We start from the raw sequence: 24,171 nt of genomic DNA, 5'->3' as shown, positions 1-24,171 counted from the left end.
TGCGCGGGAAGCGCTATTCGACGACCTTGGGCACGACGAAATAATGATCTTCGCACAGCGGCGCATTGGCGAGAATGTCGTCAGGGATGCCGCCGTCGGTCACCACATCGACGCGCTTCTTCATTTGCATCGGCAGTGCGGAGGTCAAAGGCTCGACCCCGTCAACGTCGACCTCGCTCAAGGTCTCGACGAAAGCGAGAATGGCGTTGAGTTCGCCGCGCAGCCGCTCGACCTCGCCGTCGTCGATGGCGATGCGCGAGAGATGGGCGATCCGGCGGACGGTCGCGGAATCAACGGACATTAGGTCTCCGCAAGAAAGGTCTCGACGGCGCTATAGCGCCTGCCCTATCGCGGCGCAATGTTGGCGGTCCGTCGGGGGCTCAAAAAGGGGAAGCCCGCAACCCTGCCGGTTTGAGGCGCGATGGCGGCGTGATAGCGGAGACGCGGTGACCATGCGCGCGACATGTTTGGAAGATTTAGCGGCGCTTCTGCCGGCGAAGGGCCGGCTGATGGGCCTGGATCTTGGGACCAAGACCATCGGTCTGGCGCTTTCCGACGTTGAGCGGCGGCTCGCCTCGCCGCTCGACACGATCTCGCGCGTGAAATTCTCCCAGGACGCCGCCGGGCTGCTCAAGCGCGCGGCCGATTTCGAGGTCTGCGCGCTCGTCGTCGGTCTCCCGCTCAATATGGACGGCACGGAGGGGCCGCGCGCGCAGGCGACGCGCGCCTTCATGCGCAATCTGTCGAAGCTTGCGTCACTGCCCTTCGCCTTTTGGGACGAGCGCCTTTCGACGGCGGCGGTGACCCGCGAACTTATTGCGCAGGACGCTTCCCGCGCCAAGCGCGCGGAAGTCGTGGACCGAATGGCCGCCGCCTATATTTTGCAGGGGGCGCTTGACCGTCTGAAACGGCTCTAGCGCGGCTTCGTCGGAACAATTACAACCTTTGATAGAATTTTGGCCTTGACATGGGATGGGCGCGGTGGAAGAAAATGCAAGAAAGTCCGATGTTTAACTAATTCATAACCGCCTTGTGGTCCGTGGAGACCGATAACGATGTCCCGGCCGGATTCTTCCAAACACGACTCCGACAACCCCCGCGAAACGACCGCGGAGGACGCAAAAGCCAACCAGGAAGCAGCCTCAATCGCGGCTTATATCGCTGATATGACTGATGAAATGGCAAAGATCGCCAGTCGCTGCGACATGCCCATGCTATGCTATTTCCTGAATCTGGCGCGCGCCGAGGCGGAAATGCGGGCGCGCGAGCTTGGCGGCTATCCGATCAATCGCCCCGCCTAAATCACAACTTATAATTGTATACAAGAGAAACCCGGTTGGAGCCATGACGCTGCAGCCGTCCCTCGACATCGAGTTGGACCAGCACGCCCTGCACCTCGCGCGCCGTCAGTCCGGCGACACGGATGAGATCATCGACCAAAATCGGCGCGGGCCCCAGCAGAGCGACGATGATTTCATGCGCATCCTGTCGCAGCGAGGGCTCGCCCTGCCCGCCGGCGTCGAGCCCGGGGCCGCATTCCGCCGCCGCCGCCGGGTAACGCGTCGGCGCGGCTCTCTCCTCGAACGCCGACTCGTCGAGGGCGGGAAAAAGGTCCAGTTCGTCGATCAGCGTTTCCTCGCTTTGGAGCGCCTCGTCATCGAAGAGAGTCCGGCGCGAGGGCGCGCCGGCGTTCTCGGCAAGAACCGAAATCACGTCCTCGGGTCGCGCGCACAAGGTCGCGCCCTGGCGGATAAGATCGTTGACGCCTTCCGCGCGCGGATCGAGCGGCGAGCCGGGAACGGCGAAGACCTCGCGCCCCTGTTCATTGGCGAAGCGCGCGGTGATCAAAGACCCCGAACGGCGCGCCGCCTCGACGACGATCGTCCCGCGGCTCAGCCCCGAAATGATCCGATTGCGGCGCGGAAAGTCGCGGCCGCGCGGCTCCCATTCGATCGGCATTTCGGATACGATTAGTCCTCTCTCGGCGATTTCCTCGACAAGCTGCGTATGTTCGGCGGGATAAGGCCGTGCATGGCCGCCGGCCAGCACGGCGATCGTTCCGGTGTCGAGCGCGGCGCGATGGGCGACCGCGTCAATGCCGCGCGCCAGACCCGAGACGATGACGTAATTTTCCTGCGCCAAACTGCGTGTGAGCCGCTCCGTGAAAGCGAGGCCCGCAGCGGAAGCGTTGCGCGAACCGACAATGGCGACGCCGTCGCGTTGTGCCGCCCAGGAGGCGCCGCGCAGGGCGATCAGCGGCGGCGCATCGGCGATTTCCTTCAGGAGCGGCGGATAGTCGGGATCGACCGTGGTGACGAAGCGCACGCCGAGCGCTTGCGCCGTCTCGATCTCGCGCATCGCCTCCTCGCGCGTCGCGATGCGGATCGTCCGTCCGCGCAGGGAACGCGCCGCCAAGGATGGCAGCGCGTCCAGCGCCGCGCCGGCGCCGCCAAAACGATTGACCAGCTGCCTGAAAGTGCGTGGCCCGATATTCTCGCTGCGAATGAGCCTCAGCCAGTCGACGAGCTGCGCCTCGCTCAACCGACCTGCTGGCGCAGCCTCGCTCACGCCTTTTGTCCGATCCGCGTTTCGGAGCCGGCGCGCAGACGGGCGATATTGTCTCTGTGCCGGTAATAGACGATCGCGGTCATGATCGCGACGGCAAAGGCTTCGCCGCTGTGGCCAAACAGGAACAGCGCCAGCGGGGCCGCCGCGCTCGCCGTCAGCGCGCCAAGCGAGGAGTAGCGCGTCAGCGCCGCCGCCGTCAGCCAGACGGCGCAGAAAATCAGGGCCGTCGGCCAACTGAGGCCAAACAGCACGCCAAGAAAGGTCGCGACGCCCTTGCCGCCCCTAAATTGCAGCCAGACCGGCGCGACATGGCCGATAAAGGCGGCTAGTCCGGCGATCATGCCGCCTTCCGGCGTCAGCGACGCGCCGATGAGCGCCGCCGCCGTCCCTTTCAGCCCGTCGAGTAGCAGCGTCGCCGCCGCCAAATCCTTCCTGCCGGTGCGCAAGACGTTGGTCGCGCCAATATTTCCCGAGCCAATCGAGCGAAGATCGATCGTGCCCGCGAGACGCGTCAGCAGCAGACCAAATGGAATCGAGCCCAGCAAATAGCCGATCGCAAGGGCAAGGAGGTCGTAAATGATGGGGGTCATGCGCTAAAACGCGATACTTCTCGACAGCGAAAGGCGCAGGAATGCTAAAGGAGCCGCAATCGCGCCGCAACAAGCGTTTTGGGCGGCAACTTCGCCTATTTCTTCAGACCCTAACGCCCTGGCGGGGCCTTTCTGACGTACGATCGCCGCTCTAAAGCTCCGGCGACAAGATGCGCTTCGCCTTTTGCCGCGCGAGGGGCTATGGAAGGCCAAACCAGGATTGCCATGACTGAGCAACGACGGCCGCGTCCACGAGCTTTCCGCCTCGAAGGCGACCAGACGGTCACCGCCAAATCGGCGCCGCCGTCGGTCGAGGTGGTCGAAGCCGAATTCGACGTTTTCGCCCGCGAGGCGGCGGAGTTCGCCGACGGGATGACCGGCGATGAAGCGGCTGTCGAAGCGGCCCAGGCTGACGGCATGCTGCGCCGATACGTCTTCTCCTGGGGCGGCGTGTTCCTATCGTCGGTCACCGGGCTGATCTCGCTGGCGTTCTCGGTGTGGCTGTGGAGCTTCGTCGAAGATCTGTTCCGCCGCTCGGCCATGCTCGGGACCATAGGATTAAGTCTTGCCGGTCTCGCCGCCGTCGCCACTGTCATCTTCTTTGGGCGCGAATTTCGCGCGATGAGTCGGCAGAACCGCATCGCCAAGCTGCATGCCGCGCTTGCCGAAGCGCATGCCAGCGACGATGGGAAGGCGGCGCGCGAGCACGTCGGCGAACTCTGCAAGCTTTACGACGATCGTCCCGACACCGGCCGGGCGCGCGCGCTGATCAAGGACTATCTGAAGCAGATCATCGACGGCCGCGATCTGATCACGTTGGCCGAGCGCAATCTCGTCGCGCCGCTCGACGAAGCGGCGCGGCGAGAGATCGCCGGCGCCGCCAAGCGCGTTTCGGTCGTGACCGCGATCAGCCCGCGCGCGCTCCTCGACGTTCTGTTCGTCGTCGGCCAGGCGATCGTGCTGATGCGAAAAATCGCGGAAATTTATGGCGGCCGGCCTGGGCTGTTCGGCTTCTTCAAACTCGCCCGCTCGGTCGGCGCGCATCTTGCGATCACCGGCGGCATGGCGGTCGGCGATTCTCTGCTTCAACAAGCGCTCGGCCATGGGATCGCCGCCCGGGTTTCCGCAAAGCTCGGCGAAGGTGTGCTAAACGGGCTTCTCACCGCGCGAGTCGGCCTCTCCGCCATGGCCGTCTGCCGCCCGACGCCGTTCATCGCCGAGAAGCAGCCGGGCGTCAGCGACGTCGCCCCTTTCCTCTTCCGCGCCGACAAGACCAAGAGCTGACCATCATTGAAATCGAAAAACCTCAAGATCACCACCTGGAACATCAATTCCGTGCGGCTGCGGCTGCCGCTCGTCGCGGAATTTCTCAAGAGCTGGGCGCCCGACGTGCTCTGCCTGCAGGAGACGAAATGCCGGGACGCCGAATTCCCGATGAAGGAATTGCAGGCGCTCGGTTATGAACATGTCGCGATCAATGGCCAGAAGGGCTATCACGGCGTCGCCGTGATATCGAAACGTCCCTTGCGATTTGTCGAGAAGCGCGACTTCTGTGACAAGGGCGACGCCCGTCATATCTGCGTTGAGATTGAAGCCGCGGGCGGCCCGATAGCGCTGCATAATTTTTATGTGCCGGCGGGCGGCGACGAGCCGGACGTCGACATCAATCCGAAATTTCAGCACAAGCTCGATTTCCTCGACGAAATGCGCGACTGGATTGTCGCCGAGGGCGTTTCGCGCGGACGGGTGGTGCTGGTCGGTGATCTAAATGTCGCGCCGCTCGAACATGATGTCTGGAGTCACAAGGCGCTGCTGAAGGTCGTGAGCCACACGCCCGTCGAGGTCGAAAAACTCACAAGAGTATTTCGGGACGGCGCTTGGATCGACGCGATGCGGCATTTCGTGCCGGCTGAAGAAAAGCTTTATACTTGGTGGAGCTACCGCGCCGCCGATTGGCAGGCTTCGAACCGGGGACGCCGGCTCGACCATATTCTGGTGAGCGAGGCGCTCGCAGGCGGACTTGAACGTCTCGACGTGCTGCGCGACGCGCGCAGCTGGAACCGGCCGTCCGATCATGTGCCGGTGACGATCGAACTGTCGGGCTGAGCGCGCAACAAGGATCGGGAGGCGAGACGGCGGCATGATCGCGCGCGATCTGATGAACAGCGACTTTCCTTATGTCACGGCGGATGCGGACCTCGATTTCGTCGCGAAACTGCTCGCTGACTGCGGCCTCGGCGCCGTGCCGGTCGTCGACGACGACCTGACGCCGATCGGCATCGTCACGCGCAGCAATCTCGAAGAGCCGCGCCTTCAATCGCCGCCGGACCTCGGCGCCATTCCGGCGTTTCTTCTGCGCGACAGGCCTAAGCCCGCGTTTCACGCCAATGGGCGCGCGCTGCGCGAAGTGATGACGACTCCGGCGATATCGATTCCCGACGTCGCCAAAATTCCCGACATCGCGCGGATCATGGAGAGCCACAGCCTCAAACGCATCCCTGTGGTCGAAGGCCATAAAATCATCGGCCTCCTGCTGCGCAAAGAAGTCACCGAGGCGATGGCCGGCGGCTTCGCGGCGATGGCGCTCGAGGCGCATCGACGCCAGCCGCTGATCTCCATTCCGCAAGAGAGCGACCGCTGCGCGGTGGCGACAGCTTCGGAATTTCGCGAACTCGTGGCGGCGCATGAGCGCCAACTCGAAGAGGAGCGCGCCGAGCGTCGACGCACGGCGCTCGAACTGCGCGATCAACGCATCCGCGAACTCGCAAGTCAGCGGCTGACCGAGGCGCAATGGCGGGAGATGCTGGAGCAGGCGCGGCGCAGCGCGAGCGCCGGGCTCACCGAACATCTGCTGATCCGCTTTCCGTCGCAACTTTGCGTCGACGGCGGCCGCGCGATCAATGCGCCCGATCCCAATTGGCCGGCGACTCTGCGGGGCGAGCCGGCTGACGTCTTTCAGCGCTGGCGCAACGAACTGCACCCGCGCGGCTTTCGCATCGCGGCGCAAATCGTCGATTTTCCCGAAGGCCTGCCGGGCGACGCGGCGCTGTTCCTGATGTGGAGCGCGGCCCGCAATTGAGCGCGGTTATTCGCCGCGCACGCCAGTTTCGGCGCGCAGCGCCGCGAGCGAAGGATATCGGTGCGAACTTCCTTCGGTCTGCACTTCCACCGAACCGTCGGAAAACATCACATAGACCGAGCCGCCGGCGCTGTAGCGGTCGACTTCGACGGGCGGCTTCGGCGGCGCGGACGCGGCGGCCGGCTCCCGATCCGCCGACGGCGCGCCTTCGATCGATTCCGCCGTCGACGGCGATTTTGTCTCGGCGGTCGCTTGCGACTTCGGCGCGCCATCGGCGATGCGGCCCAGCACGCCAATCGCCCGCCCAAGCGCGATCGTGACCACGCCGCCCGAGACCGCCGTCGCGCCGCCGATGAACAGGCTCCAACCGCGTTCGAGCTGAATATAGTCCCAGCCCGTCCACATGCCGTAGAAGCCGGCGAGCGCAAGCGCGAGACCGAGGACGGTGACGCCTAGGCCGTGACGTTTCATCGTCATCCTTCACTTTTTCATTCGGCCAGGAAACTATCACAATCCGGGTTCATGGCCATAATCCTGACGAACGTCGGATATCACAAGAATTAAGCTCAGAATAATACTTCAACTCGACAAAAAGCGCCGTCGTCGTCGCAGAACGAAAAAACGCATATATATGTATGTTCAGATATCTTACATCAATATATAGATGCAAACGAATTCGTACGATCGTCCAAGTCATTATGTTAATTCTTTACTTTTCAATATGTTATAATCAACATTAAGATGTGTCAAGATGACGCATGGTATTTTCGTCGACCAATACAAACCTCATCGTCACAAGCGCCGACCGACCATGCGGCGGGAGATGCATCCGGCATGGGCCGGAGCGACGTCGGCGATCGTGGGGAGAATCTAAATGTCGAGTGTAAGTTGGATGCGCGGCCTGTTCGCCGGCGCGGTGATTGCGGCCACGGCCTGTTTCGCTGCGCCGACAAGCGCCGTCGCGCATGGCGGCGTCGCGCTTGAGCAAGACGAATGCGTGCTGCGGATCGGTCCGAACACGATGCATTTCATCGGCTATCAGCGCTCGGGAGAAGAGGCGGAATTTTGCGAGGACATCGCCAATACCGGGCCGACGGTAATCGCGCTCACCCCGGTTTCGCCTGACCTGCGCGACATGGCGGTGGGCATCCGCATCATCAAGGCTGTCGGCGAGGAAAAGGAAAAAGCCGACCTCGACGCGGTCACCGTCGCCTACATTGCGCCGAAGGTCTATCGCAACGGCGCCATGACCTTTGAGCACGACTTCAAACAGGCCGGACATTATGTGGGAATCGTCACGGTGCGCGACGATCTCGGCAATGAATGGGTGTCGCGCTTTCCGTTCTCGGTAGGGCTCTACACCTTCTGGGGAATGATCGAATACATCCTCTATGGCGTCGGCTTCTTTTCGCTGGTCGGACTGCTGTGGTGGGCGCTGCGCGCCAGCGCCAAAAAGAAAGCGCAAACCAGCGACGCAATCGCTTAAAAAAGCGGCCCGAAGATTGCAGCATGGCTCGGCCCTCGCCGAGCCATGCTTTTTTTGTCGCCAAAAAAGCCAACATAGCGGCGCCGTCGCCGATTGCGCGATATTGCCGCTTGTCGCGCGGGGGTTTAGTTAACGCATGCAGCTGAGGCTGAAAGGCTATGCTCGGCTAACTTATTCGGGAGAGAATTATGTCCTTCACTCTGGAAGATCTGCCCTATCCCTACGACGCTCTGCAGCCTTATCTTTCGCGCGAGTCCTTTGAGTATCATCACGACAAGCATCACGCGACCTATGTCACCAACGCCAATAATCTGATCAAAGGCACGGAATACGAAGGCAAGCCGATCGAGGAGGTGATCGTCACCGCCTATAATCGCAACACGCCGATCTTCAATAACGTCGCCCAGCACTACAACCATCACCATTATTGGAAGTGGATGAAGCCGAATGGCGGCGGCACCATTCCCGGCAAGGTCGAGAAAGCGATCATCGACTCCTTCGGTTCGGTCGACAAGTTCCGCGAAGACTTCCAGAAGGAGGGACTGGCGCAATTCGGTTCGGGCTGGGTGTGGCTCGAAGCGAAGGATGGAAAGGTCGCCATTCGACGTACGCCGAACGCCGAGAATCCGCTGATCCACGGCGCGGCGCCGATTCTCGTCGCCGACGTCTGGGAGCACTCCTATTACATCGACTATCGCAATCGTCGCGCCGACTATCTCAAGGCGTTCCTCGATCATCTCGTCAATTGGGAGCATGTCGAGGAAATGTTCGACGCTGCGTCGTAGCGCGACCCCCATTCCGCTCTTCGCGCGGCGCGTCTTAAACGGCGCGCCGCGAATTTTTTATGCGGATCAACCCGCGGCGATCTTCGGCTGCGATTCGACGACCCGCTTGAGGTCGGCGAGGCCCTTTTCGAACTGCCCGCCCACCGCTTTGTCGACGTTATAGAATTTATAAATCGCCTTGCCGATGAATTCGTGGCGGCCCGACATCGCCCAAGTGACTTCCGTTCGATCTTCGCCCAGCGGCTTGAGATCGAATTGCACGTCGTGCTTGGCTTTGAACGGCTTCTCGAAATCGAGCTTGATGCGGATGCGTTCGCCCTGACGACTCTCGACGATCTCCATGCGGCCGACGCCGACCTGCTTGTTCCCCGACCAGGAATAGGTCGCGCCATAGCCCTGCGGCGTGCCTCCGTATTCGCTCGTCATATTGGGGTCGAGCTTGGCCCAGGGCGACCAGTCGCGCCAATTGTGAAAGTCGTAGATGTGACGGAAAACGGTCTCCGGCGACGCGTCGATCGTCGTTGAGCGCGCGATGCGGAAACTATCTGGCAGGAGGGAGATATAGGCGACCAGCGCGCTAAGCAGAGCGAGGAAAAGGAGAGCGAAAATCGTCATATGCAGGTCTCCCGCAAGATGGCGCCGCCTGACCGGCCGAAGGCCGACCAGCCGGCGACCCGGTTTCGCGCTCCCTGGCGCAAGACTTCGCTCTTTTGACGAAGCGCTCGCGCACGGCCGCCGCCTGACGCGCCGCGCGTCAGTTTAGGCCGGCGCGCGCCACGCGCAACGGATTGTCAGGATTAAACCAGGCTTCCGCAGAAGGTCTGGATTTTTCGACAGGCGTCTTCGAGCAGAGCATTCGACGCGGCGTAAGAGACGCGGAAATTGGGGCCGACGCCAAAGGCCGAGCCCTGCACCACGGCGACTCCCTGCGTGTCCAAAAGTTCGGTCACGAAATCCTCGTCGGTTTCGATGACCTTTCCGTTGGGCGTCTTGCGGCCGATGGCGTCGGCGCAGGACGGAAAGACATAGAAGGCGCCCTCGGGCGTCGGGCATTTCAGATATTTGGCCTGGTTGAGCATCGACACCACGAGGTCGCGGCGTTCCTGGAAGGCCTGGCGGAAGACGGCCAGATGGTCCTGCGGCCCTTCGAGCGCCTCGACCGCGGCCCATTGCGCGATCGAACAGGCGCCCGAGGTCTGCTGCCCCTGGAGCAGGTCCATGGCCTTGATCAGGGCGCTCGGCCCGGCGGCATAGCCGATCCGCCACCCGGTCATGGCGTAGGCCTTGGAGACGCCGTTCATCGTCAGCGTGCGCTCGATCAGCGCCGGCTCGACCTGGGCCGGGGTGACGAATTTGAAATCGCCATAGACCAGATGTTCGTAGATGTCGTCGGTGAGGACATGCACCTGCGGATGGCGCAGGAGAACGTCAGTCACTTTCTTCATCTCGTCGAAGGCGTAGGCCGCGCCGGAAGGGTTGGACGGGGAGTTGAGCACCAGCCATTTGGTCTGAGGCGTGATGGCGCGCTCGAGCGCCTCCGGCTGGAGCTTGAAGCCGTCCTCCATCCTCGTGTCGACGAAGACCGTGGTTCCGCCGCAGATCGCCACCATCTCGGGATAGCTCACCCAATAGGGCGCCGGGACGATGACTTCATCGCCCGGGTTGAGCGTCGCGAGAAAGGCGTTGAACAGAATATGCTTGCCGCCGGTGGCGACGATCGTGTCGGACGCCTTGTAGTCCAGCCCGTTCTCCCGCTTGAATTTTTTGGCGACGGCCTCGCGCAGCGGCGCAATGCCGAGAACCGGCGGATAGCGCGTTTCGCCGCGATCGATCGCGGCTTTCGCGGCGTCGCAGATGTGCATGGGCGTGTCGAAGTCCGGCTCGCCGACTGAGAGGCTGATCACCTCCCGGCCCTGGGCCCGCAAGTCGCGCGCCTTCTGAGTGACGGCGATGGTCGCCGAGGGCTTCACGCGCGACAGGGCGTGGGCGAGAAGGGTCATGGTTGTGGGCTTCCTGCGAAGGGAGAGTGCGCCGCACCATAAGTTGCGCGCCCAAACGCCGCAATGAGATTTACTGGGCTCGGAGATTTGCGAGGCGCGCCATTTCGGGCCGGTCGACGAAGAGTTTCGAAATTTTTCTGGACGCGCGGATTGGCGTGAGGGAGAGTTAGCTTGGCCATGCGGCAGACGCGCTTGGCCTATAAGCCGCTTGTCAGCTTTTATCTGGAAAATCAATGGATTTGGCCGAATACGACGGAATCCGCGACGAAGACTTGGATAAACTTGAGCGAACCAATATTGCCAAACGTTAACCTGGTTTCACGGATTGCTTAAAAATTTATAAAATTTCTGAAAAGTCATGCAACTTTTTTAGCCCATCCTCGTTTCTGTCTTGAGAACGCAGCGACGCGAGTTAATCGTGCGCGCGCCCTGGGGAGAGGCGCAAGCGTTACAAAGGGCGAATGCGAGAGGATCAGGGACAATGTCGCTCGTTGATAAATTTGAAGATCAGATGGAGCCGGCCTTCACGCGCAGCTTCGACAGGGAGTCGGCGCGCCGCCAGTTCCGAGTTTCACTGCTTCTTGTTGCCGCGATGGCGACCGCCGCGTTCGTCCTCGGCTTCGCCTTGCCCATCAGTTCGCCTGCGCAGAAGGCCACGCCCGTCGCGACCGACGGCGGCGTCTTCGCCGGTCGACTGGTGACGATCGACCGTTAATCAGTTCCTGGATTTCGCAGCAAACTGAGGAAGGCGCGCGTTCAGTGACGCGCGCACTCTTTTTTCGCGATCCAGCCCAGTAAGCCGGCCGCCTTTCGAGCGGCCGGTTTTTGCTTTGCAGGACGTCGATCGACCGCTCTTAAAGCGAGCGATCACTTCTTATCCATGTGATGCTCGTGATGCTCGTGATCCTGGTGGGCGGCGCCCTCCTTGGGACCGGCCGAATCCTGGCCATGCGCCTTCTGCCAGCGCTCCATGGCTTCGGCGTCATGGGCATGCGCGGCGTCCGGCGCGTCGATCGCCGCATCGATTTCCACTTCGCCGGCTTTTTCGAAGACCAGCGTCATCTCCAGGCCCCAGCCCACTTCCAGATGTTTCTTGATGTCGAGGAGCGCGACATAGGCGCCGCCGGGCGCGAGCGTGAGCTTCGACTTGGGCGGCAGAACGATCGGCGTGATGAGGTCCAGCTTCTTGGCGTCGCCGTGGATCTCGGCCTTGCCGAATTTTTCCGATTTGACGGCGATCAGCTTGTCGGGCGTCGCGCCATTGTTGTGCAGCATCGCGTAGAACTGCGCCTTGTTGTCGCCGTCGACCGGGGCGCGCAGCCAGGGATGCTCCACTTTTAATTGGCCCACGTCATATTCATGAGCGGAGGCCGGACCGCGCGAGGCGAAGAGCCCAAACGCCGTCCCCGTCAGCAGAGTCCCTCCGGTCAGCAAAAAATCACGCCGCTTTAGCATCTGGCTTCTCCCTTTCTGCGCCGGACTGTTCTCCGCCGGCCTCACTGCATCATGATGAACGACTCAACCCTCCGAAACCGTCGCGCGACAGTCGCGCTTGCGACAATGTGGCGCGCCGGAACGCGCTGCGAAGAGCCCAAAAGGGCGACCTAATGCGAATGCAAACTGATTTCGATGAAGGGTTCGCGGACGAATTCGGCGACAAGTCCAGCCAATTTCTGGGAGTTGCCGTCGTCAGGCGCGAAAGTGCGAAAACGCGCCCGAATATAGCCCGACCGATCGACGACAAAATGCGCCTCTTCAATCTCCTCTGACGGCAGCACATTGGGGTAGCGATTGATCACCGAATAGGCGGTCTCGACCGCCTTGGGGTGAACCGGCTCCCGGCCTTTCGCCTCCTGCGGACAGGCGGCGTCATAGATCGTCACATGGGCGGCGCCCGCGGCTTTCGCGGCGTCATGCGCGAGCTTCACGCTTTCGGCGCGCGCCTTCGGATCGCCGTTCGGCGACCCGCAGCGCGCGAAGGAGATCAACGTCGGCGCGCCGCGCAGCCGGTAGAGCGACGTCACCTCCTCCTGAGGATCGATCAGCGCGAAGTCGGGCGCGATCAGCCATTGAATCATCGGCTGCGCATTCATGAAGCGGGCGCGGTTCGAATAGGAGATCATCAGCAGGAAGTTGATCACGTCCCAACGATCGTCGACGTCGAGCTGATCGGCAAATCCCGGCATGACTCCGCTTTGCCCGCCATGAGTCAGCCAGTGGAAAATATCGCCGATCGTATGCGTGCCGACATGGGGCGCCGTCAGATCGGCCGGCTGCACCGGAAGCCCTTTCGCGTTTTTGAGATCCTTGGCGAGCGGACCATTGCCTTCGCCCTGATCGCCGTGGCAGGCGATACAGTTTTCCTTGAAATGCGCCAGCCCGCGCGTGACAGATTCAGCGGTGTAGTCCTGCGTCGGATCGTCGTAAGTGTCGGTATAGGCCTCCGTCGCGAAGGAGACGGCGAGCGAAATCAACGCCGCGGCGGAGACCGCCGGCGTCGCGTAAAGACGATACTCGCGGGTTCTCGGAGTCCACCAGATCAGCGCGGCGATGATGGCGAGAACGACGGCGGCGATGCCCCACCACCAAATCGGGCTGGACATCGTCGGGCCTTGTCCCCACGTCGCGATATAGGACAGGCGAAACGGCAGCGGCCAATAAAGACTCGTCTCATGCGCGGCCGGCGTAATGACCGCGATATAGCCCGCGATCGACAGCAGCAGCAGCGCGAAAACCGACTCCCCTGCCCCGACCTTTCCGTACCAGGCCATATCGAATTCGCCCTCTGGCCGTCGGGTGATGTAACGCGCAAGCGCCAGCGCCGCGAGCAAAACGCCGCACAGACATAGTAGCTTCAGCGTCAACAGCCGGCCGTAGCTCGTCGCCAGCATGTTGGGAATGCTGCCGACATTCTCCCAGGCGATCGCGAAGCCGGTGATCGCGACGATCGCCATCGCTACTTTGGCGATCAAGGACCAGCGTTCCGCGAGCTGCGCCGCGACTTCCGGCGACTTGCCGCGCGCCGTGAACATCCACCATACCAGCCCGAGCAATCCGCCAAGCCAGGTGAGGCCGGCGGCGGTGTGCAGAAGGAAGCTCGCCTGCGTCCAGCGCGGCAATCCGTCGTCGACGGCATGGCCAGTCACCGAAACGACGGCGACGACGACGACTCCGACCCACAGTGTCACCCGATCGAGCAATTCAGAGGCGACGAACAGCCGCGCCACCGTGAGGCCGGCGAAAAGGAATGCGATCAGCTGCGTCGCGAACCAGGCGTTACCGACAGTGGTGCTGGCGGCAAATTCCCACAACGCGCCGAAATCGATCTGACGATCGGCGGGAAAGATCGCGAGCGCGGTGACATAAAGCAGCGCGAATCCCAGCAGGGCGCGCATGATCGCCAGCGCCGCCACGGCCAGTTTGAAACGCGCGCCATCCTCGCCGATGAGACGCGGCAGGAGAAGAAGCCCGACCGCAAGGGCGGAAGGCAGGCTCAGAAGGAGGCGGATGGCCGCTAGTGACAGATACATTTTTCTTTCGCCCGAAGTGCAGTGGCGTTCAACTCCTCAGCTCGCGCCAAGATGCGAGCAATAGCGGCGCGTCGCTTCATTTGCCGCGCGCCGGCTCGTCACGCGGAAGAGATCCTATTTGGCGTCGACCGTGAATTCGTAGTTTCCCTCGACGATATGGCCGTCGCTGGAGAGCACGCGATAGCGGACGATATATTTGCCGGGCGCGAGGTCCGGCGCATTCGCCGTCAATTCCCGCGGCTTGCCTGGAACGCCGGTATTGCCTTCGCCAAGAACTTTTCCATCGGGCGTTTCGACGGTGATCTTCGAGTAAGGCGGCTCGACTCCGCCGCCAAACTTCAGTTTGATGGTCTTTGGCGGCGCCGCCACATGCTCCTTCGACGAAGGCGTCGCATCGACCAGGAAGGAATGCGCCAAGGCTGACGTCGGCCCCGCGACCGAGAGGACGATGGCGAAAGCGCAGCCGGCGACGAAATTCACGCCCGCCTGACGGCGCGCGCCCATTGGCGAAGTCTTGTCAGCATTGGTCATGGCGCCTCCCTGGAGGCTTGCGCCTCCTCTTTCGTTTTTTGAGATGTTGCCGCGCCGCGCCGCGTTCAAGACGCGGCGACGCCGGCGGCGTCCTTCTTCTTGGACGAAGGATGGGTATGTTTCCAATAGACGAAGACGATGCCGGCGATCAGCACCGCGCCGGCGATCTGCGGCACCCAGGCCCAAAGGGTTTCGCCGACCATGAATTTGAACTCCGACGTCTCCTGCGAACCGTTCGGACGCGTCAGGGTGACAAGGCCGATGTAATGGCCGTTGTTCTTGAAGTCATGCTGAAGATTGAAGGTGCCCTTGGTGTATTTCGTCGCAGGGCGATAGACCTCGGTCAGCGCCTCAAGATCGGTGTCCTTGGAGATCGGCGTCAATGGATCGCGAATGATCCGCAGTTCGAGCGGCATGTCCCGGAACGCCGGATTTTCGATATCGAACACCAGAATGGTCGGGCCGGTGGTCGGGATTTCAGCGCAATATTCGCTGCGCGATTTGCCGGGCTGATAGGCCGTGATGTGGATCATGTCATAGCCGAACATGACCATGCACATATTGCCCATCGTCATTGCTTCGGGGCCGGCGCCGCCTTCCGCCCATGATGGGGCCGACCACGCCTGCGAGAAAAGCGCGCCGAGAACTGCGGCTGCGAGGCTACGCCATTTCTTCATTTCCATCCCTCTATCGATTGTGATTTCGGGCCCATCGCTCATCTTGGCGATCTTTATGAGCCCTGTCTCCTCTATAGCGGATTTTTGGCTCTCGGCTCCATCTTTGTCGTCGCCGTCAGCTCCTCGCGACGCCGACCTCTGATCGTCCACTTTTGACAAAAGCCACAAAATGACGCGAGCGAAATCGTCGGCGAAATTTGCGTCGAAAAGACGCACCATGACTTTCGCGCGCAATACATCGCGTCACGATATCTTTTTTTGGCTCCTTCGTTCGACGCGCGCGGGCATCGTATGGTCTCCGGCCGAACCGTTCGCTGGCATGGCGTCATTCCGTTTGGTCTGTTCTCAACACAGGCGAACCGCGGGCTCGCGCTCCCGGGTGATCTGGACCGCGAGCCGCCGACTCGCACGAAGCGACCCAACCGATAGCGGGTGAAAAGCTCCGAGCAACCGGGTCAAGCGGAATTCCTATCAGGCGACGTCGAACAGTTCCTCGCCGCACACAGCGACTGGCGCCGAAGATAAAAAAAACCCCCGGCTTTGCGGGCCGGGGGCTTTTGGTTTCAACCGTCGTATCGCTTAGGGCATATCGCCGGCGACGAACTTCGGAATCACCGGACCGCCGATTTCGGCCGCGAAGCGGCGTCCCGTCGGCGAGAAGAACATCAGCAGGCCGCCGATCTGGCTGTCGGTGTCGTAAGCCAGGTCAGACAGACGCTCGATGTCCCAACGCGCGTCCTGCACCTTAACCGCGATTTCCTTGGTCTCGCCCGGCGCCAGCGGCGTCGGATCCGTCGACAGACCGCGGTCGGCCAACAGATAGTCCGGGAAGTCGGGCTTGGTCGTGAACACGTCAGGGTTCAGGAAGCGCAGGCCGGCCGTGGTGTATTCGCCAAGACGCAGCGGCTCGGAGGTCGTGTTCGTGACCTTGACGTTGATCGTCAGCTCACGGCCAGGAACCTTGTAGACGCCGCCGTTCAGCTCAGCCGTCACCCGCTCCTTGCCGACGCCCGCCGTGCCGTCCGTCTGGATCGGCGTCAGAGGCTTCTGCAAGCCCGCCTGAAGCGGGATCGTGCGCGGGAACGTCGAGTTCGTCACGGCATAGCCGACGATCGTCGCAAGAATGGTCAGCGCCAGAACAATCGCGCCAATCCGCTTGTCGTCGTCCGTCACCTGCTCGTCGACCTTGCCCGTGGCGACGCGCAGATAAGAGGCGATGATGCCCTTACGCACGAACCAGAACAGGATCCACGCCGCGCCAACCGCAAGCCACGGCAGATGCCACGCATAAACGCGGCTGATGCCATAGGTCTCGAGGTCGACCGTCGAGCCGTCAAGCAACGTCACCGGATCGGTGAAGTCCTTCATGTCGCCCTTGATCTCAATCCACTGGCCCGGGCCGATGATCGGTCCGCCGCCCTCGACGTTGATCTGCGCATGAACATGCCAACGGCCGGCGCGACGACCGCGCAGGTTAATCGAGAAGGCGTAGTCGTTGCCAGGAACCAGCGACACCGAACGCGGCGCAAACTGCTCGCCGATAAACTGCGCCGTGCGCACCAGAACCGGACCGGGCTCGCCGGCGTTCATGAACGCAACGCGCGGATTGGCGACCGCCTGCGGCCAGGCCGAGAACACATGGATCTTGCCCGACAGCACCATCTCTTCATTGACGTTAACCGTCGTCTTCGACCACGAAACGTCATACCAGTTCAGCGTGCGCATCCGAAGAAACGCCTGCTGAGACTTCTCGCCGTGCGCCGACGCAGGAGCGACAGCTCCAAGGGTCGCCGCCACAGCCGCCGCCGCGCCAATCGCGGCCAGCTTGACGAACTTTTTCATCGATAAACCTCCCAGGTTCCTCTTCCCGGCCGCCGCCTCGCGCGCCAACCGGTCTTGCTTCTCTCGCAGCGGACCAAAGGCTCCCTCAAAAAAGCCCAAAGCCCGCCGCTCTCTTCTTTCCTTGCTGGCCGCGGCCCCGCCCAAGGGGCCGCAGTCCGCGACGAGGCGCTTAAATCGTGTCGATGACCTTGGTCGTCGAATACCAACGACCCATGAACCACCACAGGAAGTAAACCATCATCGAGACGAAGCCCGAGAAGAACGCCGCGACCGGCACAACGTCCTTACCGAAGGTGCGCAGCGTGCCGCGCTCGACCATGCGGATATATTCAGGCATCGACGTGCGGACGAAGTGGAAGCCAATCAAATCCGCAAGCGTCATCAGCTGGCCATGCTGCTCCGTCGCCTGGTGGAACGCCGCGATCGCCGGCCAGTTGTTCGGATAGAACAACAGACCCCAACCCAGCGAACCGACAATCGCCGTGATCACATAGGAGCCAGACAGAAGCAGGATCACGTCAAGCCAGATCGCCGGAACGATCAGAGCAGACGGGAACACAAGGCTGATCGGGAAATAGGTCCAGCCCCAGAAGTTGACGTAGCGGTTGATCCACTCGCCAATCAGAAGGCCAAGAGCCGCGAACACCGCGCCAAACGGCAGACGGAAGTTCACCCACCAGAACGCCTGCGTCGCCGCGCAGAAGGTCACGCCAAGAATCGGCACGACCGTCGGCCACATACGACGATCCTTCCAGTCAATCCAGAAGTCCCAGTCGCCCGCCGTCAGCATGAAGTGGACGTGATAGCCGCCCAAAACGGCGAAGAACAGAAGAACCAGAAGCATCCAGTCGACCGCCTGTACGCAACCCGCCGCCTCGGCGACGGAGTTGAACGGACCGACCGCCCCCCCGCTTTTCGATTGTGACATCACTCTTCTCCTTGGTGTTTCTCGAACCTTAAAAAGCCCGAGCTCTTTCCTTAGTCGCCCCAGCCTCCCCGGCCGGCGCCCGGACGGCGGATATTCCGCCGCCCGCATCCCTTAAAACCCTTCGCGCCCGAGGATCCCCCGGAGCCCTCAAAGCCCCGTCAAAAGACCGCAGAAAACCAACCCGCTCGCCATGGCGATAAGGCAAATGCTTCCTGTTTTCGCGAAAAGCCCGGAGCCAGACGCCGCCCGCCCCAGGGCGGGCGGCGCCATGTCTCATTCGTTCAGCCGATTACTCGGTCAGGAGGGCGACGCCTTCCTTGCCGATCAGGCGGCCAATGCAGCTCAGCAGCTGAAGCACGACGCCGAACACGCCAAGCGCCATCCAGCCAAAGAACACGAAGCCCCAATGAAGCGGCGCAACGAACAGTTCTTCCATGAACCAGAACGTGTGGCCCCACTCATTCAGGCCGACGTTCGGGATGATCATGAACGGGCCAATCGCCACGATCAGATACGCCACCGAATAGCCCTTCGCGAAATACGGCAGACGAGTCTTCGCATAGAAGAAGCCGCCAACCGCGATCACCGAATAGATCGGGTAGCTCATGTAGAACTCGATGATGTGCGACGGCGTGAAGTCCGTGTCGCGAATCACCGTCATGTGCCAGGTGCCGTCCTGCTCGGTGAAGAACGACGCGCCCCAGTAAATGGCCGCGGCGTAAACAACCAGCCACTGGATTTCGACAACAATCCGGCGCATCTCTTCGCGCGCCGTCAGCGTCGAGAAGTCGCGCGTGCGCGTCTTCCACAAAAAGCCCGCAAGGCCAATGCCAGAGATCAGCTCAAGCGGAATCTCCGTCCAAAGAATCGCCATCCAGTAGGTCTGGAATTCCGGAGCAAACGAATCAAGGCCGGCGCGCCAGCCAAAAATCTGCTCGTAAATCCGGACCACAAGATAAAAGCCGTTCAGAACCGCAAGGCCAATCCACATGCCCTTAAGGTCTACTACAGCTTCCGAGCCAGCAGCCGCCCGGGCCGCTGTGTCAGTCGTCGAGCTCATACCTTTCTCCTCCTAATGTGCTCCCAGGGAATTGCGCGTGACCGGTATCGCTCCGCCTCCCACAACGGAGCCGCTTCGTCCTCGTTTCTCAAGCAAAGCGAAAGCGCGTCTTCTTCCAAAAAACACGCAAACCCGCCCTTGTCTCTCGCGCAGCCTTCCCAAAATTTCAAGAAACCGTCCCGCCCGAAAGCAAAGACCCTCTCCCAAAATCCCAGAACCCGGCTGCTTGTTGTTATCGGACGAACACCGACGTCGCCGCCTAAGCCAAAATCTCCCGCCCGCCCCCTAAAGAAGCAGATCGCAGACCCAGCTCAGCGTGCCGCAACAATTCCAATAACCCCTCCTACACACAATACCCCTTGGTATAGAGAATCACAATCTATCGAATAGCCAATACAACCATTCTGGGTGGGAAGAGAGCTACCTGATCAATCGGGTTATGACGCAGATGCGTCTTCGTCATGGCAAAGAAATCTGTCAAAAAACCAACTGCTTGCCTAGGCCAGACGGCGACCCCGGCAATTTTTTGGCGCAAATGTGGCCATTTGAGCGTCATCCTCGCCAGACGGACAGACAGACTTTTTCCCCGCTCGACGCGCTCAAGGTTTAGTCTACGCGTTGCTCAAGTCCTTCGCGTTGGCGTCTCGCTTATATGGCAAATGCGCGAGAAGCGAACCGGCTGTTCCTGCGCCAGGACGGGCGCGCAGGCCGACGTCATGACAGCCGCAAGCAAAACTCCCGCAAACAAAATTCTAAAGCAATCTGCGAATTTCATTTGACGGCGTTTGTCTCGCATCTTGTGCGGCGAACGACCATTGGCGAAGCGCCAATCCACAATTGTGACAAACAAGGGCGCAAGCGCCGATCGACCGGAGTCGGCGCTCGCTTTTTCGCTTCTCTAACCGTGGTTCGCGGCTTACTGCGGCAGCGGCGTGCCCGACGCGCGCGGCGGCAGAATCGGATAGACGATTTTCGGCTGATCGCCGGTCAACGCTCCCAGGAAGGCCACGATCGCCTTGACGTCCTGATCGGAGAGAGATTCGCCAAGCTGATCTTTCGCCATGAGGTCGACCGCTTCTTCGAGCGTCCAGACGGCGCCGGTGTGGAAGTAAGGCGCGCGCAGAGCGACATTGCGCAGCGGCGCCGAGCGGAAGACGAATTCATCCGCCGCGTCATTCGTCACCTTGGCGCGGCCCTTATCCGCGACAGGCAAAATCTCGACGCTCGGCTTTTGCGCGACGCCGAAGGGGAAATAGCCATTGCCGCCGATATTGACGCCGCCGTGACAGCCGGCGCATCCCTTGTCGAGGAACAGGCGCAGCCCCTTCTTCTCCACATCGTTGAGCGCGCTCGCGTCGCCCCTGAGGAATTTGTCGAAACGCGAATTGGGCGTCGTCAGCGTCGCCTCGAAAGCCTCGATCGCCTTCGCCATATTGTCGAAGCTCACCGGGTTCGGATCGGCGGGAAAGGCCGCCTTGAACTCTGTGACATAGGCGGGAATGCTGTTGAGCGTCTTCTCGACCTGCGCCGGCGTATTGTTCATCTCGACGTCGGCCTGCACCGGACCTTTCGCCTGCGCCTTGAGGTCGACGGCGCGCCCGTCCCAGAATTGCGCGACGTTGAATACGGCGTTGAGCACCGTCGGCGCGCGGCGCGGCCCCTTCGCCCAGCCATGGCCGATCGACGTCGGACCCGCGTCGGCGCCGCCCGTTCCAAGATTGTGACAGGAATTGCAGCTGATGATCTGACTCTTCGAAAGCCGCGGATCGAAAAACAGCTTGCCGCCGAGTTCGATCTTGGCGGGCGTGATCTCATTATTCTTGACGACCGCCGCGACGCTGGCGGCGTCGATCGGCTTGAAGACGGCGTTGGCGTCGGCGCGCAGATCGCCCGCCGCGGCCAGGGTCGGCGCGAGCAGAGCCGCTGCGAGCGCGGCGAACCGTGTCAAATGCATTGCTTCCTCCTCCAGTGGATTTTGCCGAGGCGATTTCGCAGCGCGAAGCAGGCCTCTCTCGGCCGTGAGCTATCACAGCCGCATCGGCGGCGGAAGGCCGCGCCGAAGCGACGCTCTTTAAAAACAATCTGATGTAGCATGAACGTGACAGACGCCGGGAAAATGACGAATTGCAGATCAACCGAACAGACGAGCAATTTATTGCGCAGCTTTAGTGCAACGCACAATCATTACTGATGAACGGGGAATATTCCGCTTTCGAATTCTTCGTATTCCCTGCCGGGCGTCACAACGATGACTTGCCCTGTCGCTAAAACCAGCGCAAACTTAATGTGAAAACAAGAGCCGGCGAAAAGCCGAGCGGCAGCGGAGGGAGCTCATGGCGCGCATTCCTAATGTCCGGAAATCCGTTGAGACGACGCTTGTCGCGCTTCCGCTGGCGGCCCTGCTCGCCGGCGGCTGGGCGCTCGCCGAGCCGCTTGGGCTGCCGAGGGTCCCCATACCGGCCGACAATCCGCAGTCGCCCGACAAGGTGGCGCTCGGCGACAAGCTCTTCCATGACGCGCGCTTCTCGATCGATGGGACGGTGAGCTGCTCCACCTGCCACAATGACAAGAAGGCCTTCACCGATAGTCCGCTGCGCGTTTCGGAAGGCCATCACAAGCTCACCGGCACGCGCAACGCGCCGACGGTGATCAACGCCGCCTATTACACCTCGCAGTTCTGGGACGGGCGCTCGCCGTCGCTCGAGGACCAGTCGCAGCATCCGATGGTCAATCCCGTGGAAATGGGAATGCCCAATCACGACCCGGTGCTCAAAATCGTTCGCGAAGATCCGGCCTATGTCGACGGCTTCAAGAAAGCGTTCGGCAAGAGCGGGCGCGACGTGACGATGGACGACGTACAGAAGGCGATCGCGAGTTTCGAGCGCACGATCGTCTCGGGCGATTCCCCCTTCGACAAATGGTATTTCGGCGGCGACCGCAACGCGATCAGCGATCAGGCGAAACGCGGCTTCGACCTTTACGTCGGCCAGGCGCGCTGCGTCTCCTGCCATGTCATCGAAGAGACGCAGGCGCTGTTCACCGACAATCGTTTCCACAATATCGGCGTCGGCATCAATCGCATTCAAAGCGACGTGCCGCGCCTCGCCGCCGAATTCCTCAAGGCCAAAGCGGCCGGCGCCTCCGTCGACAAATCCGTGCTCGCCGATCCGAAGGTCTCCGAACTCGGCCGCTTCGCCGTGACGAACGCCTTCGATGAAATCGGCGCCTTCAAGACCACGACGCTGCGCAATATCGCGATGACCGCGCCCTATATGCATGACGGATCGCTCAAGACGCTCAAGGACGTGGTCAAACACTACAATGAGGGCGGCAAGAGCCCCGGCGACCCGACGCCGGTCAATCCCTATCTCTCGGGCGGCATCCGGCCGCTGAACCTCACCGATCAGCAGGTGGACGACCTGGTCGCCTTCCTGGAGACGCTGACAAGCCCCGCCTATGCGACGGCGCAGATGAAATAAGACGCAAGAAAAGCAAGCGGCGTCGCCCGCGCAAAGGCGACGCGGCGAGGGAGGATGAAATGACCAGACTGATCACCCGGCGCAGCGTGATCGCCGCCGGCGCCGCGGCCGGGACCCTGACGACCCTGCCCATCTCCATGGTGCGCCTCGCCTTCGGCGGAACCCGCGAGGATTTCAGCTTCACCTACATTTCCGATTCGCACATTCAGCAGATCAAAGGCGCGAGTTTCGTGCGCAATTGGGACATGGGCCTCAAGCGCGCCGTCGCGGAAGCCAATCTGATCACGCCGGAAGCCGATTTCGTCATGTTCGGCGGCGACCTTGCGCAGCTCGGCAAGAAGGAGGAGCTCGACCATGGCGGCGAGATGCTGTCGCATCTCAAGAGCAAGCTCCACTGCGTCATGGGCGAGCACGACTATTATCTCGACCTCGGCGACTATTGGTCGAAACTCTACGGCCCGCAGTGGTACAGCTTCGATCACAAGGGCGTGCATTTCGTCGTGCTGAATTCAATTCTCACGACCGACGACTGGACGTTTCATCGCTGGCCGAGCGCCGAGCAGCGCATGCTCGAAATGGCTGGCCTCGACAATCCCAACGGCTCGCCGTTCATGGTCGGCGACAAGCAGCGCGCCTGGCTCCAGAGCGATCTCGACAAAGTGTCCAAGGACACGCCGCTCATCGTCTTTTCGCATTCGCCCTTGCAGAAAATCTATAAGGGCTGGAATTTCTGGACCGACGACGCCGAACAGGTGCAGGCGTTGCTGCAGCCCTTCAAGAACGTCAGCGTCATCTACGGCCATGTCCACCAGATCCAGTATAATCAGATCGGCAATATTTCCTTCAACGCGGTGATGGCGACGGCCTGGCCCTGGCCCTATCCCGACACTTACGCGCAGGCCGGCGCGCATGTGCCGGTGCTGACGGTGCCGATGAACCGCGCCGATCCCTTCTTCGAACGCGACGCCACCGGCTGGCAGATGATCGACGTCAACTCCGGCCGCGTCACCGCGCGCTATCAGCTGTGGGACAATCAAGAGCGCGTCGTCGGCTATGATCCGAGGTTCGGCAAGCCGGTCGACAAGAAATATCAAGAGGCGATCATTCGCAAGGCGCCGCAACAGCACTACTAAGTCGAGGAGAAAGAATATGCGCCGCTATATGATTGCGCTTGTTTTGGGCGCCGCACTGCTGTCGCCGGCAACGCGCGCCGATGAATTTACGACGACGGACGTTGACCGCTGGCAGGGCGAATTCGATTCCGTCGCCAAGAAGGGCCGCGATCTATGGACGAGCGGCGCGGTCGGCACGAATGGCGTCGCCTGCGCCCAGTGCCACCCGAACGCCGCCAACACTCATCCGGAGACCTATCCGAAGTTCCAGAAGCAGCTCGGCAAGGTCGCGCAGCTCTTTGAAATGGTGAACTGGTGCATCAAAAATCCGCTGCAGGGAACGGCTCTGGCGGCGGACGATCCGAAGATGACGGCGTTCATCGCCTATATCCATAAGGAGCGCAAAGGCGTCGCGATCGACGCCGGCAAGCACTAAAGCGTGCTCTAACCTTTTGGAATCGGTCACGTTCGCTGATTTTGGTCGATACGGTCGAAACGCAGCGT

At 61.5% G+C, this 24,171-nt stretch carries 25 protein-coding genes; 11 read left to right on the top strand and 14 right to left on the bottom strand.

The genetic code is table 11. The annotated features are described in order from the left end of the window. Nucleotides 1-13: 13 nt before the first annotated feature. Nucleotides 14-301: an Asp-tRNA(Asn)/Glu-tRNA(Gln) amidotransferase subunit GatC gene (gatC, locus tag U1E20_RS04795; RefSeq protein ID WP_409979437.1), complete on the bottom strand. Its 288-nt coding sequence runs from the start codon at nt 299-301 to the stop codon at nt 14-16. 151 nt (nt 302-452) lie between these two features. Here gatC and ruvX point away from each other — a divergent pair, with 151 nt between their 5' ends. Together ruvX and U1E20_RS04785 are read left to right on the top strand one after the other, a co-directional pair. Beyond that, a complete protein-coding gene (gene ruvX / locus U1E20_RS04790) occupies nt 453-917 on the top strand; it encodes a Holliday junction resolvase RuvX (RefSeq protein ID WP_409979641.1) in 465 nt (154 codons plus the stop codon). A 138-nt stretch (nt 918-1,055) separates the two neighbouring features. Beyond that, a complete protein-coding gene (locus tag U1E20_RS04785) occupies nt 1,056-1,301 on the top strand; it encodes a hypothetical protein (RefSeq protein ID WP_409979436.1) in 246 nt (81 codons plus the stop codon). A 1-nt stretch (nt 1,302) separates the two neighbouring features. Here the strand turns inward: U1E20_RS04785 and dprA are convergent, their stop codons facing one another. Together dprA and plsY are read right to left on the bottom strand one after the other, a co-directional pair. Beyond that, nucleotides 1,303-2,568 carry a DNA-processing protein DprA gene (dprA, locus tag U1E20_RS04780; RefSeq protein ID WP_409979435.1) on the bottom strand — a complete coding sequence of 422 codons (1,266 nt, stop codon included), beginning with the start codon at nt 2,566-2,568 and terminating at the stop codon, nt 1,303-1,305. Beyond that, a complete protein-coding gene (plsY, locus tag U1E20_RS04775) occupies nt 2,565-3,158 on the bottom strand; it encodes a glycerol-3-phosphate 1-O-acyltransferase PlsY (RefSeq protein WP_409979434.1) in 594 nt (197 codons plus the stop codon). Before plsY ends, dprA begins: the two co-directional genes overlap by 4 nt. A gap of 225 nt (nt 3,159-3,383) precedes the next feature. Between plsY and U1E20_RS04770 the strand changes: the two genes are divergently transcribed. The 3 genes from U1E20_RS04770 to U1E20_RS04760 are packed head-to-tail and all read left to right on the top strand — an operon-like array spanning nt 3,384 to nt 6,237. Continuing rightward, on the top strand, nt 3,384-4,442 hold the full coding sequence (locus U1E20_RS04770; RefSeq protein WP_409979433.1) for a YcjF family protein: 1,059 nt from the start codon (nt 3,384-3,386) through the stop codon (nt 4,440-4,442). A gap of 6 nt (nt 4,443-4,448) precedes the next feature. Continuing rightward, entirely contained in the window at nt 4,449-5,264 is an 816-nt protein-coding gene (locus U1E20_RS04765) for an exodeoxyribonuclease III (protein WP_409979432.1), read from the top strand. A 34-nt stretch (nt 5,265-5,298) separates the two neighbouring features. Further along, entirely contained in the window at nt 5,299-6,237 is a 939-nt protein-coding gene (locus U1E20_RS04760; protein WP_409979431.1) for an HPP family protein, read from the top strand. Between the two features lie 6 nt (nt 6,238-6,243). On the opposite strand, the gene U1E20_RS04755 is transcribed toward U1E20_RS04760, so the two are convergent. Further along, complete coding sequence (locus tag U1E20_RS04755; protein WP_409979430.1) at nt 6,244-6,708, bottom strand: hypothetical protein; 465 nt, start codon at nt 6,706-6,708, stop codon at nt 6,244-6,246. A 403-nt stretch (nt 6,709-7,111) separates the two neighbouring features. Between U1E20_RS04755 and U1E20_RS04750 the strand changes: the two genes are divergently transcribed. Both U1E20_RS04750 and U1E20_RS04745 read left to right on the top strand, forming a co-directional pair. Next, nucleotides 7,112-7,723: a hypothetical protein gene (locus tag U1E20_RS04750; RefSeq protein ID WP_409979429.1), complete on the top strand. Its 612-nt coding sequence runs from the start codon at nt 7,112-7,114 to the stop codon at nt 7,721-7,723. A 188-nt stretch (nt 7,724-7,911) separates the two neighbouring features. Then, nucleotides 7,912-8,508: a superoxide dismutase gene (locus U1E20_RS04745; RefSeq protein ID WP_409979428.1), complete on the top strand. Its 597-nt coding sequence runs from the start codon at nt 7,912-7,914 to the stop codon at nt 8,506-8,508. Between the two features lie 66 nt (nt 8,509-8,574). On the opposite strand, the gene U1E20_RS04740 is transcribed toward U1E20_RS04745, so the two are convergent. Further along, the gene (locus tag U1E20_RS04740; RefSeq protein WP_409979427.1) at nt 8,575-9,123 is read right to left on the bottom strand and encodes an SRPBCC family protein; all 549 of its coding nucleotides are present in this window, start codon (nt 9,121-9,123) and stop codon (nt 8,575-8,577) included. A gap of 182 nt (nt 9,124-9,305) precedes the next feature. Beyond that, a complete protein-coding gene (locus tag U1E20_RS04735; RefSeq protein ID WP_409979426.1) occupies nt 9,306-10,508 on the bottom strand; it encodes a pyridoxal phosphate-dependent aminotransferase in 1,203 nt (400 codons plus the stop codon). A 481-nt stretch (nt 10,509-10,989) separates the two neighbouring features. On the opposite strand from U1E20_RS04735, the gene U1E20_RS04730 reads away from it, so the two are divergent. Beyond that, entirely contained in the window at nt 10,990-11,223 is a 234-nt protein-coding gene (locus U1E20_RS04730) for a hypothetical protein (protein WP_409979425.1), read from the top strand. Between the two features lie 152 nt (nt 11,224-11,375). Here the strand turns inward: U1E20_RS04730 and U1E20_RS04725 are convergent, their stop codons facing one another. The 8 genes from U1E20_RS04725 to U1E20_RS04690 all read right to left on the bottom strand — a co-directional run bounded on the left by U1E20_RS04725 (nt 11,376) and on the right by U1E20_RS04690 (nt 21,030). After that, nucleotides 11,376-11,963: a copper chaperone PCu(A)C gene (locus U1E20_RS04725; protein ID WP_409979424.1), complete on the bottom strand. Its 588-nt coding sequence runs from the start codon at nt 11,961-11,963 to the stop codon at nt 11,376-11,378. A gap of 149 nt (nt 11,964-12,112) precedes the next feature. After that, complete coding sequence (locus U1E20_RS04720; RefSeq protein WP_409979423.1) at nt 12,113-14,038, bottom strand: c-type cytochrome; 1,926 nt, start codon at nt 14,036-14,038, stop codon at nt 12,113-12,115. A gap of 114 nt (nt 14,039-14,152) precedes the next feature. Continuing rightward, nucleotides 14,153-14,569 carry a copper resistance protein CopC gene (locus tag U1E20_RS04715; RefSeq protein WP_409979422.1) on the bottom strand — a complete coding sequence of 139 codons (417 nt, stop codon included), beginning with the start codon at nt 14,567-14,569 and terminating at the stop codon, nt 14,153-14,155. 65 nt (nt 14,570-14,634) lie between these two features. Next, entirely contained in the window at nt 14,635-15,288 is a 654-nt protein-coding gene (locus U1E20_RS04710) for a hypothetical protein (RefSeq protein ID WP_409979421.1), read from the bottom strand. Nucleotides 15,289-15,825: 537 nt separating this feature from the next. Beyond that, nucleotides 15,826-17,088 (bottom strand): bacterial ammonia monooxygenase, subunit AmoB, encoded by a 1,263-nt coding sequence (gene amoB, locus U1E20_RS04705; protein WP_409979640.1) that lies wholly within the window; start codon nt 17,086-17,088, stop codon nt 15,826-15,828. A 169-nt stretch (nt 17,089-17,257) separates the two neighbouring features. Next, nucleotides 17,258-18,016: a bacterial ammonia monooxygenase, subunit AmoA gene (gene amoA / locus U1E20_RS04700; protein WP_409979420.1), complete on the bottom strand. Its 759-nt coding sequence runs from the start codon at nt 18,014-18,016 to the stop codon at nt 17,258-17,260. A gap of 289 nt (nt 18,017-18,305) precedes the next feature. Next, nucleotides 18,306-19,076: a bacterial ammonia monooxygenase, subunit AmoC gene (gene amoC / locus U1E20_RS04695; protein WP_409979419.1), complete on the bottom strand. Its 771-nt coding sequence runs from the start codon at nt 19,074-19,076 to the stop codon at nt 18,306-18,308. A gap of 916 nt (nt 19,077-19,992) precedes the next feature. Beyond that, nucleotides 19,993-21,030 (bottom strand): cytochrome-c peroxidase, encoded by a 1,038-nt coding sequence (locus U1E20_RS04690; protein WP_409979418.1) that lies wholly within the window; start codon nt 21,028-21,030, stop codon nt 19,993-19,995. 379 nt (nt 21,031-21,409) lie between these two features. Between U1E20_RS04690 and U1E20_RS04685 the strand changes: the two genes are divergently transcribed. From U1E20_RS04685 to U1E20_RS04675, 3 genes are read left to right on the top strand one after another with little or no spacing between them, the layout of a single operon-like run. Beyond that, the gene (locus U1E20_RS04685; RefSeq protein ID WP_409979417.1) at nt 21,410-22,555 is read left to right on the top strand and encodes a cytochrome-c peroxidase; all 1,146 of its coding nucleotides are present in this window, start codon (nt 21,410-21,412) and stop codon (nt 22,553-22,555) included. Nucleotides 22,556-22,614: 59 nt separating this feature from the next. Next, nucleotides 22,615-23,688 (top strand): metallophosphoesterase family protein, encoded by a 1,074-nt coding sequence (locus tag U1E20_RS04680; protein ID WP_409979416.1) that lies wholly within the window; start codon nt 22,615-22,617, stop codon nt 23,686-23,688. A gap of 16 nt (nt 23,689-23,704) precedes the next feature. Beyond that, nucleotides 23,705-24,103: a c-type cytochrome gene (locus U1E20_RS04675; RefSeq protein ID WP_409979415.1), complete on the top strand. Its 399-nt coding sequence runs from the start codon at nt 23,705-23,707 to the stop codon at nt 24,101-24,103. Nucleotides 24,104-24,171 lie beyond the last annotated feature (68 nt).

The organism is Methylocystis sp., from assembly GCF_046349115.1.
GTDB lineage: Bacteria > Pseudomonadota > Alphaproteobacteria > Rhizobiales > Beijerinckiaceae > Methylocystis.
Note: the sequence above shows the minus strand (reverse complement) of the source record. Positions and strands in the feature narration are given on the sequence as shown.

Excerpts from the sequence above, each read along its gene's own strand:
- gatC (WP_409979437.1), bottom strand. The coding sequence starts at position 301 with ATGTCCGTTGATTCCGCGACCGTCCGCCGGATCGCCCATCTCTCGCGC.
- ruvX (WP_409979641.1), top strand. The coding sequence starts at position 453 with ATGCGCGCGACATGTTTGGAAGATTTAGCGGCGCTTCTGCCGGCGAAG.
- U1E20_RS04785 (WP_409979436.1), top strand. The coding sequence starts at position 1,056 with ATGTCCCGGCCGGATTCTTCCAAACACGACTCCGACAACCCCCGCGAA.
- plsY (WP_409979434.1), bottom strand. The coding sequence starts at position 3,158 with ATGACCCCCATCATTTACGACCTCCTTGCCCTTGCGATCGGCTATTTG.
- U1E20_RS04770 (WP_409979433.1), top strand. The coding sequence starts at position 3,384 with ATGACTGAGCAACGACGGCCGCGTCCACGAGCTTTCCGCCTCGAAGGC.
- U1E20_RS04760 (WP_409979431.1), top strand. The coding sequence starts at position 5,299 with ATGATCGCGCGCGATCTGATGAACAGCGACTTTCCTTATGTCACGGCG.
- U1E20_RS04755 (WP_409979430.1), bottom strand. The coding sequence starts at position 6,708 with ATGAAACGTCACGGCCTAGGCGTCACCGTCCTCGGTCTCGCGCTTGCG.
- U1E20_RS04750 (WP_409979429.1), top strand. The coding sequence starts at position 7,112 with ATGTCGAGTGTAAGTTGGATGCGCGGCCTGTTCGCCGGCGCGGTGATT.
- U1E20_RS04745 (WP_409979428.1), top strand. The coding sequence starts at position 7,912 with ATGTCCTTCACTCTGGAAGATCTGCCCTATCCCTACGACGCTCTGCAG.
- U1E20_RS04740 (WP_409979427.1), bottom strand. The coding sequence starts at position 9,123 with ATGACGATTTTCGCTCTCCTTTTCCTCGCTCTGCTTAGCGCGCTGGTC.
- U1E20_RS04735 (WP_409979426.1), bottom strand. The coding sequence starts at position 10,508 with ATGACCCTTCTCGCCCACGCCCTGTCGCGCGTGAAGCCCTCGGCGACC.
- U1E20_RS04730 (WP_409979425.1), top strand. The coding sequence starts at position 10,990 with ATGTCGCTCGTTGATAAATTTGAAGATCAGATGGAGCCGGCCTTCACG.
- U1E20_RS04725 (WP_409979424.1), bottom strand. The coding sequence starts at position 11,963 with ATGCTAAAGCGGCGTGATTTTTTGCTGACCGGAGGGACTCTGCTGACG.
- U1E20_RS04720 (WP_409979423.1), bottom strand. The coding sequence starts at position 14,038 with ATGTATCTGTCACTAGCGGCCATCCGCCTCCTTCTGAGCCTGCCTTCC.
- U1E20_RS04715 (WP_409979422.1), bottom strand. The coding sequence starts at position 14,569 with ATGACCAATGCTGACAAGACTTCGCCAATGGGCGCGCGCCGTCAGGCG.
- U1E20_RS04710 (WP_409979421.1), bottom strand. The coding sequence starts at position 15,288 with ATGAGCGATGGGCCCGAAATCACAATCGATAGAGGGATGGAAATGAAG.
- amoB (WP_409979640.1), bottom strand. The coding sequence starts at position 17,088 with ATGAAAAAGTTCGTCAAGCTGGCCGCGATTGGCGCGGCGGCGGCTGTG.
- amoA (WP_409979420.1), bottom strand. The coding sequence starts at position 18,016 with ATGTCACAATCGAAAAGCGGGGGGGCGGTCGGTCCGTTCAACTCCGTC.
- amoC (WP_409979419.1), bottom strand. The coding sequence starts at position 19,076 with ATGAGCTCGACGACTGACACAGCGGCCCGGGCGGCTGCTGGCTCGGAA.
- U1E20_RS04690 (WP_409979418.1), bottom strand. The coding sequence starts at position 21,030 with ATGCATTTGACACGGTTCGCCGCGCTCGCAGCGGCTCTGCTCGCGCCG.
- U1E20_RS04685 (WP_409979417.1), top strand. The coding sequence starts at position 21,410 with ATGGCGCGCATTCCTAATGTCCGGAAATCCGTTGAGACGACGCTTGTC.
- U1E20_RS04680 (WP_409979416.1), top strand. The coding sequence starts at position 22,615 with ATGACCAGACTGATCACCCGGCGCAGCGTGATCGCCGCCGGCGCCGCG.
- U1E20_RS04675 (WP_409979415.1), top strand. The coding sequence starts at position 23,705 with ATGCGCCGCTATATGATTGCGCTTGTTTTGGGCGCCGCACTGCTGTCG.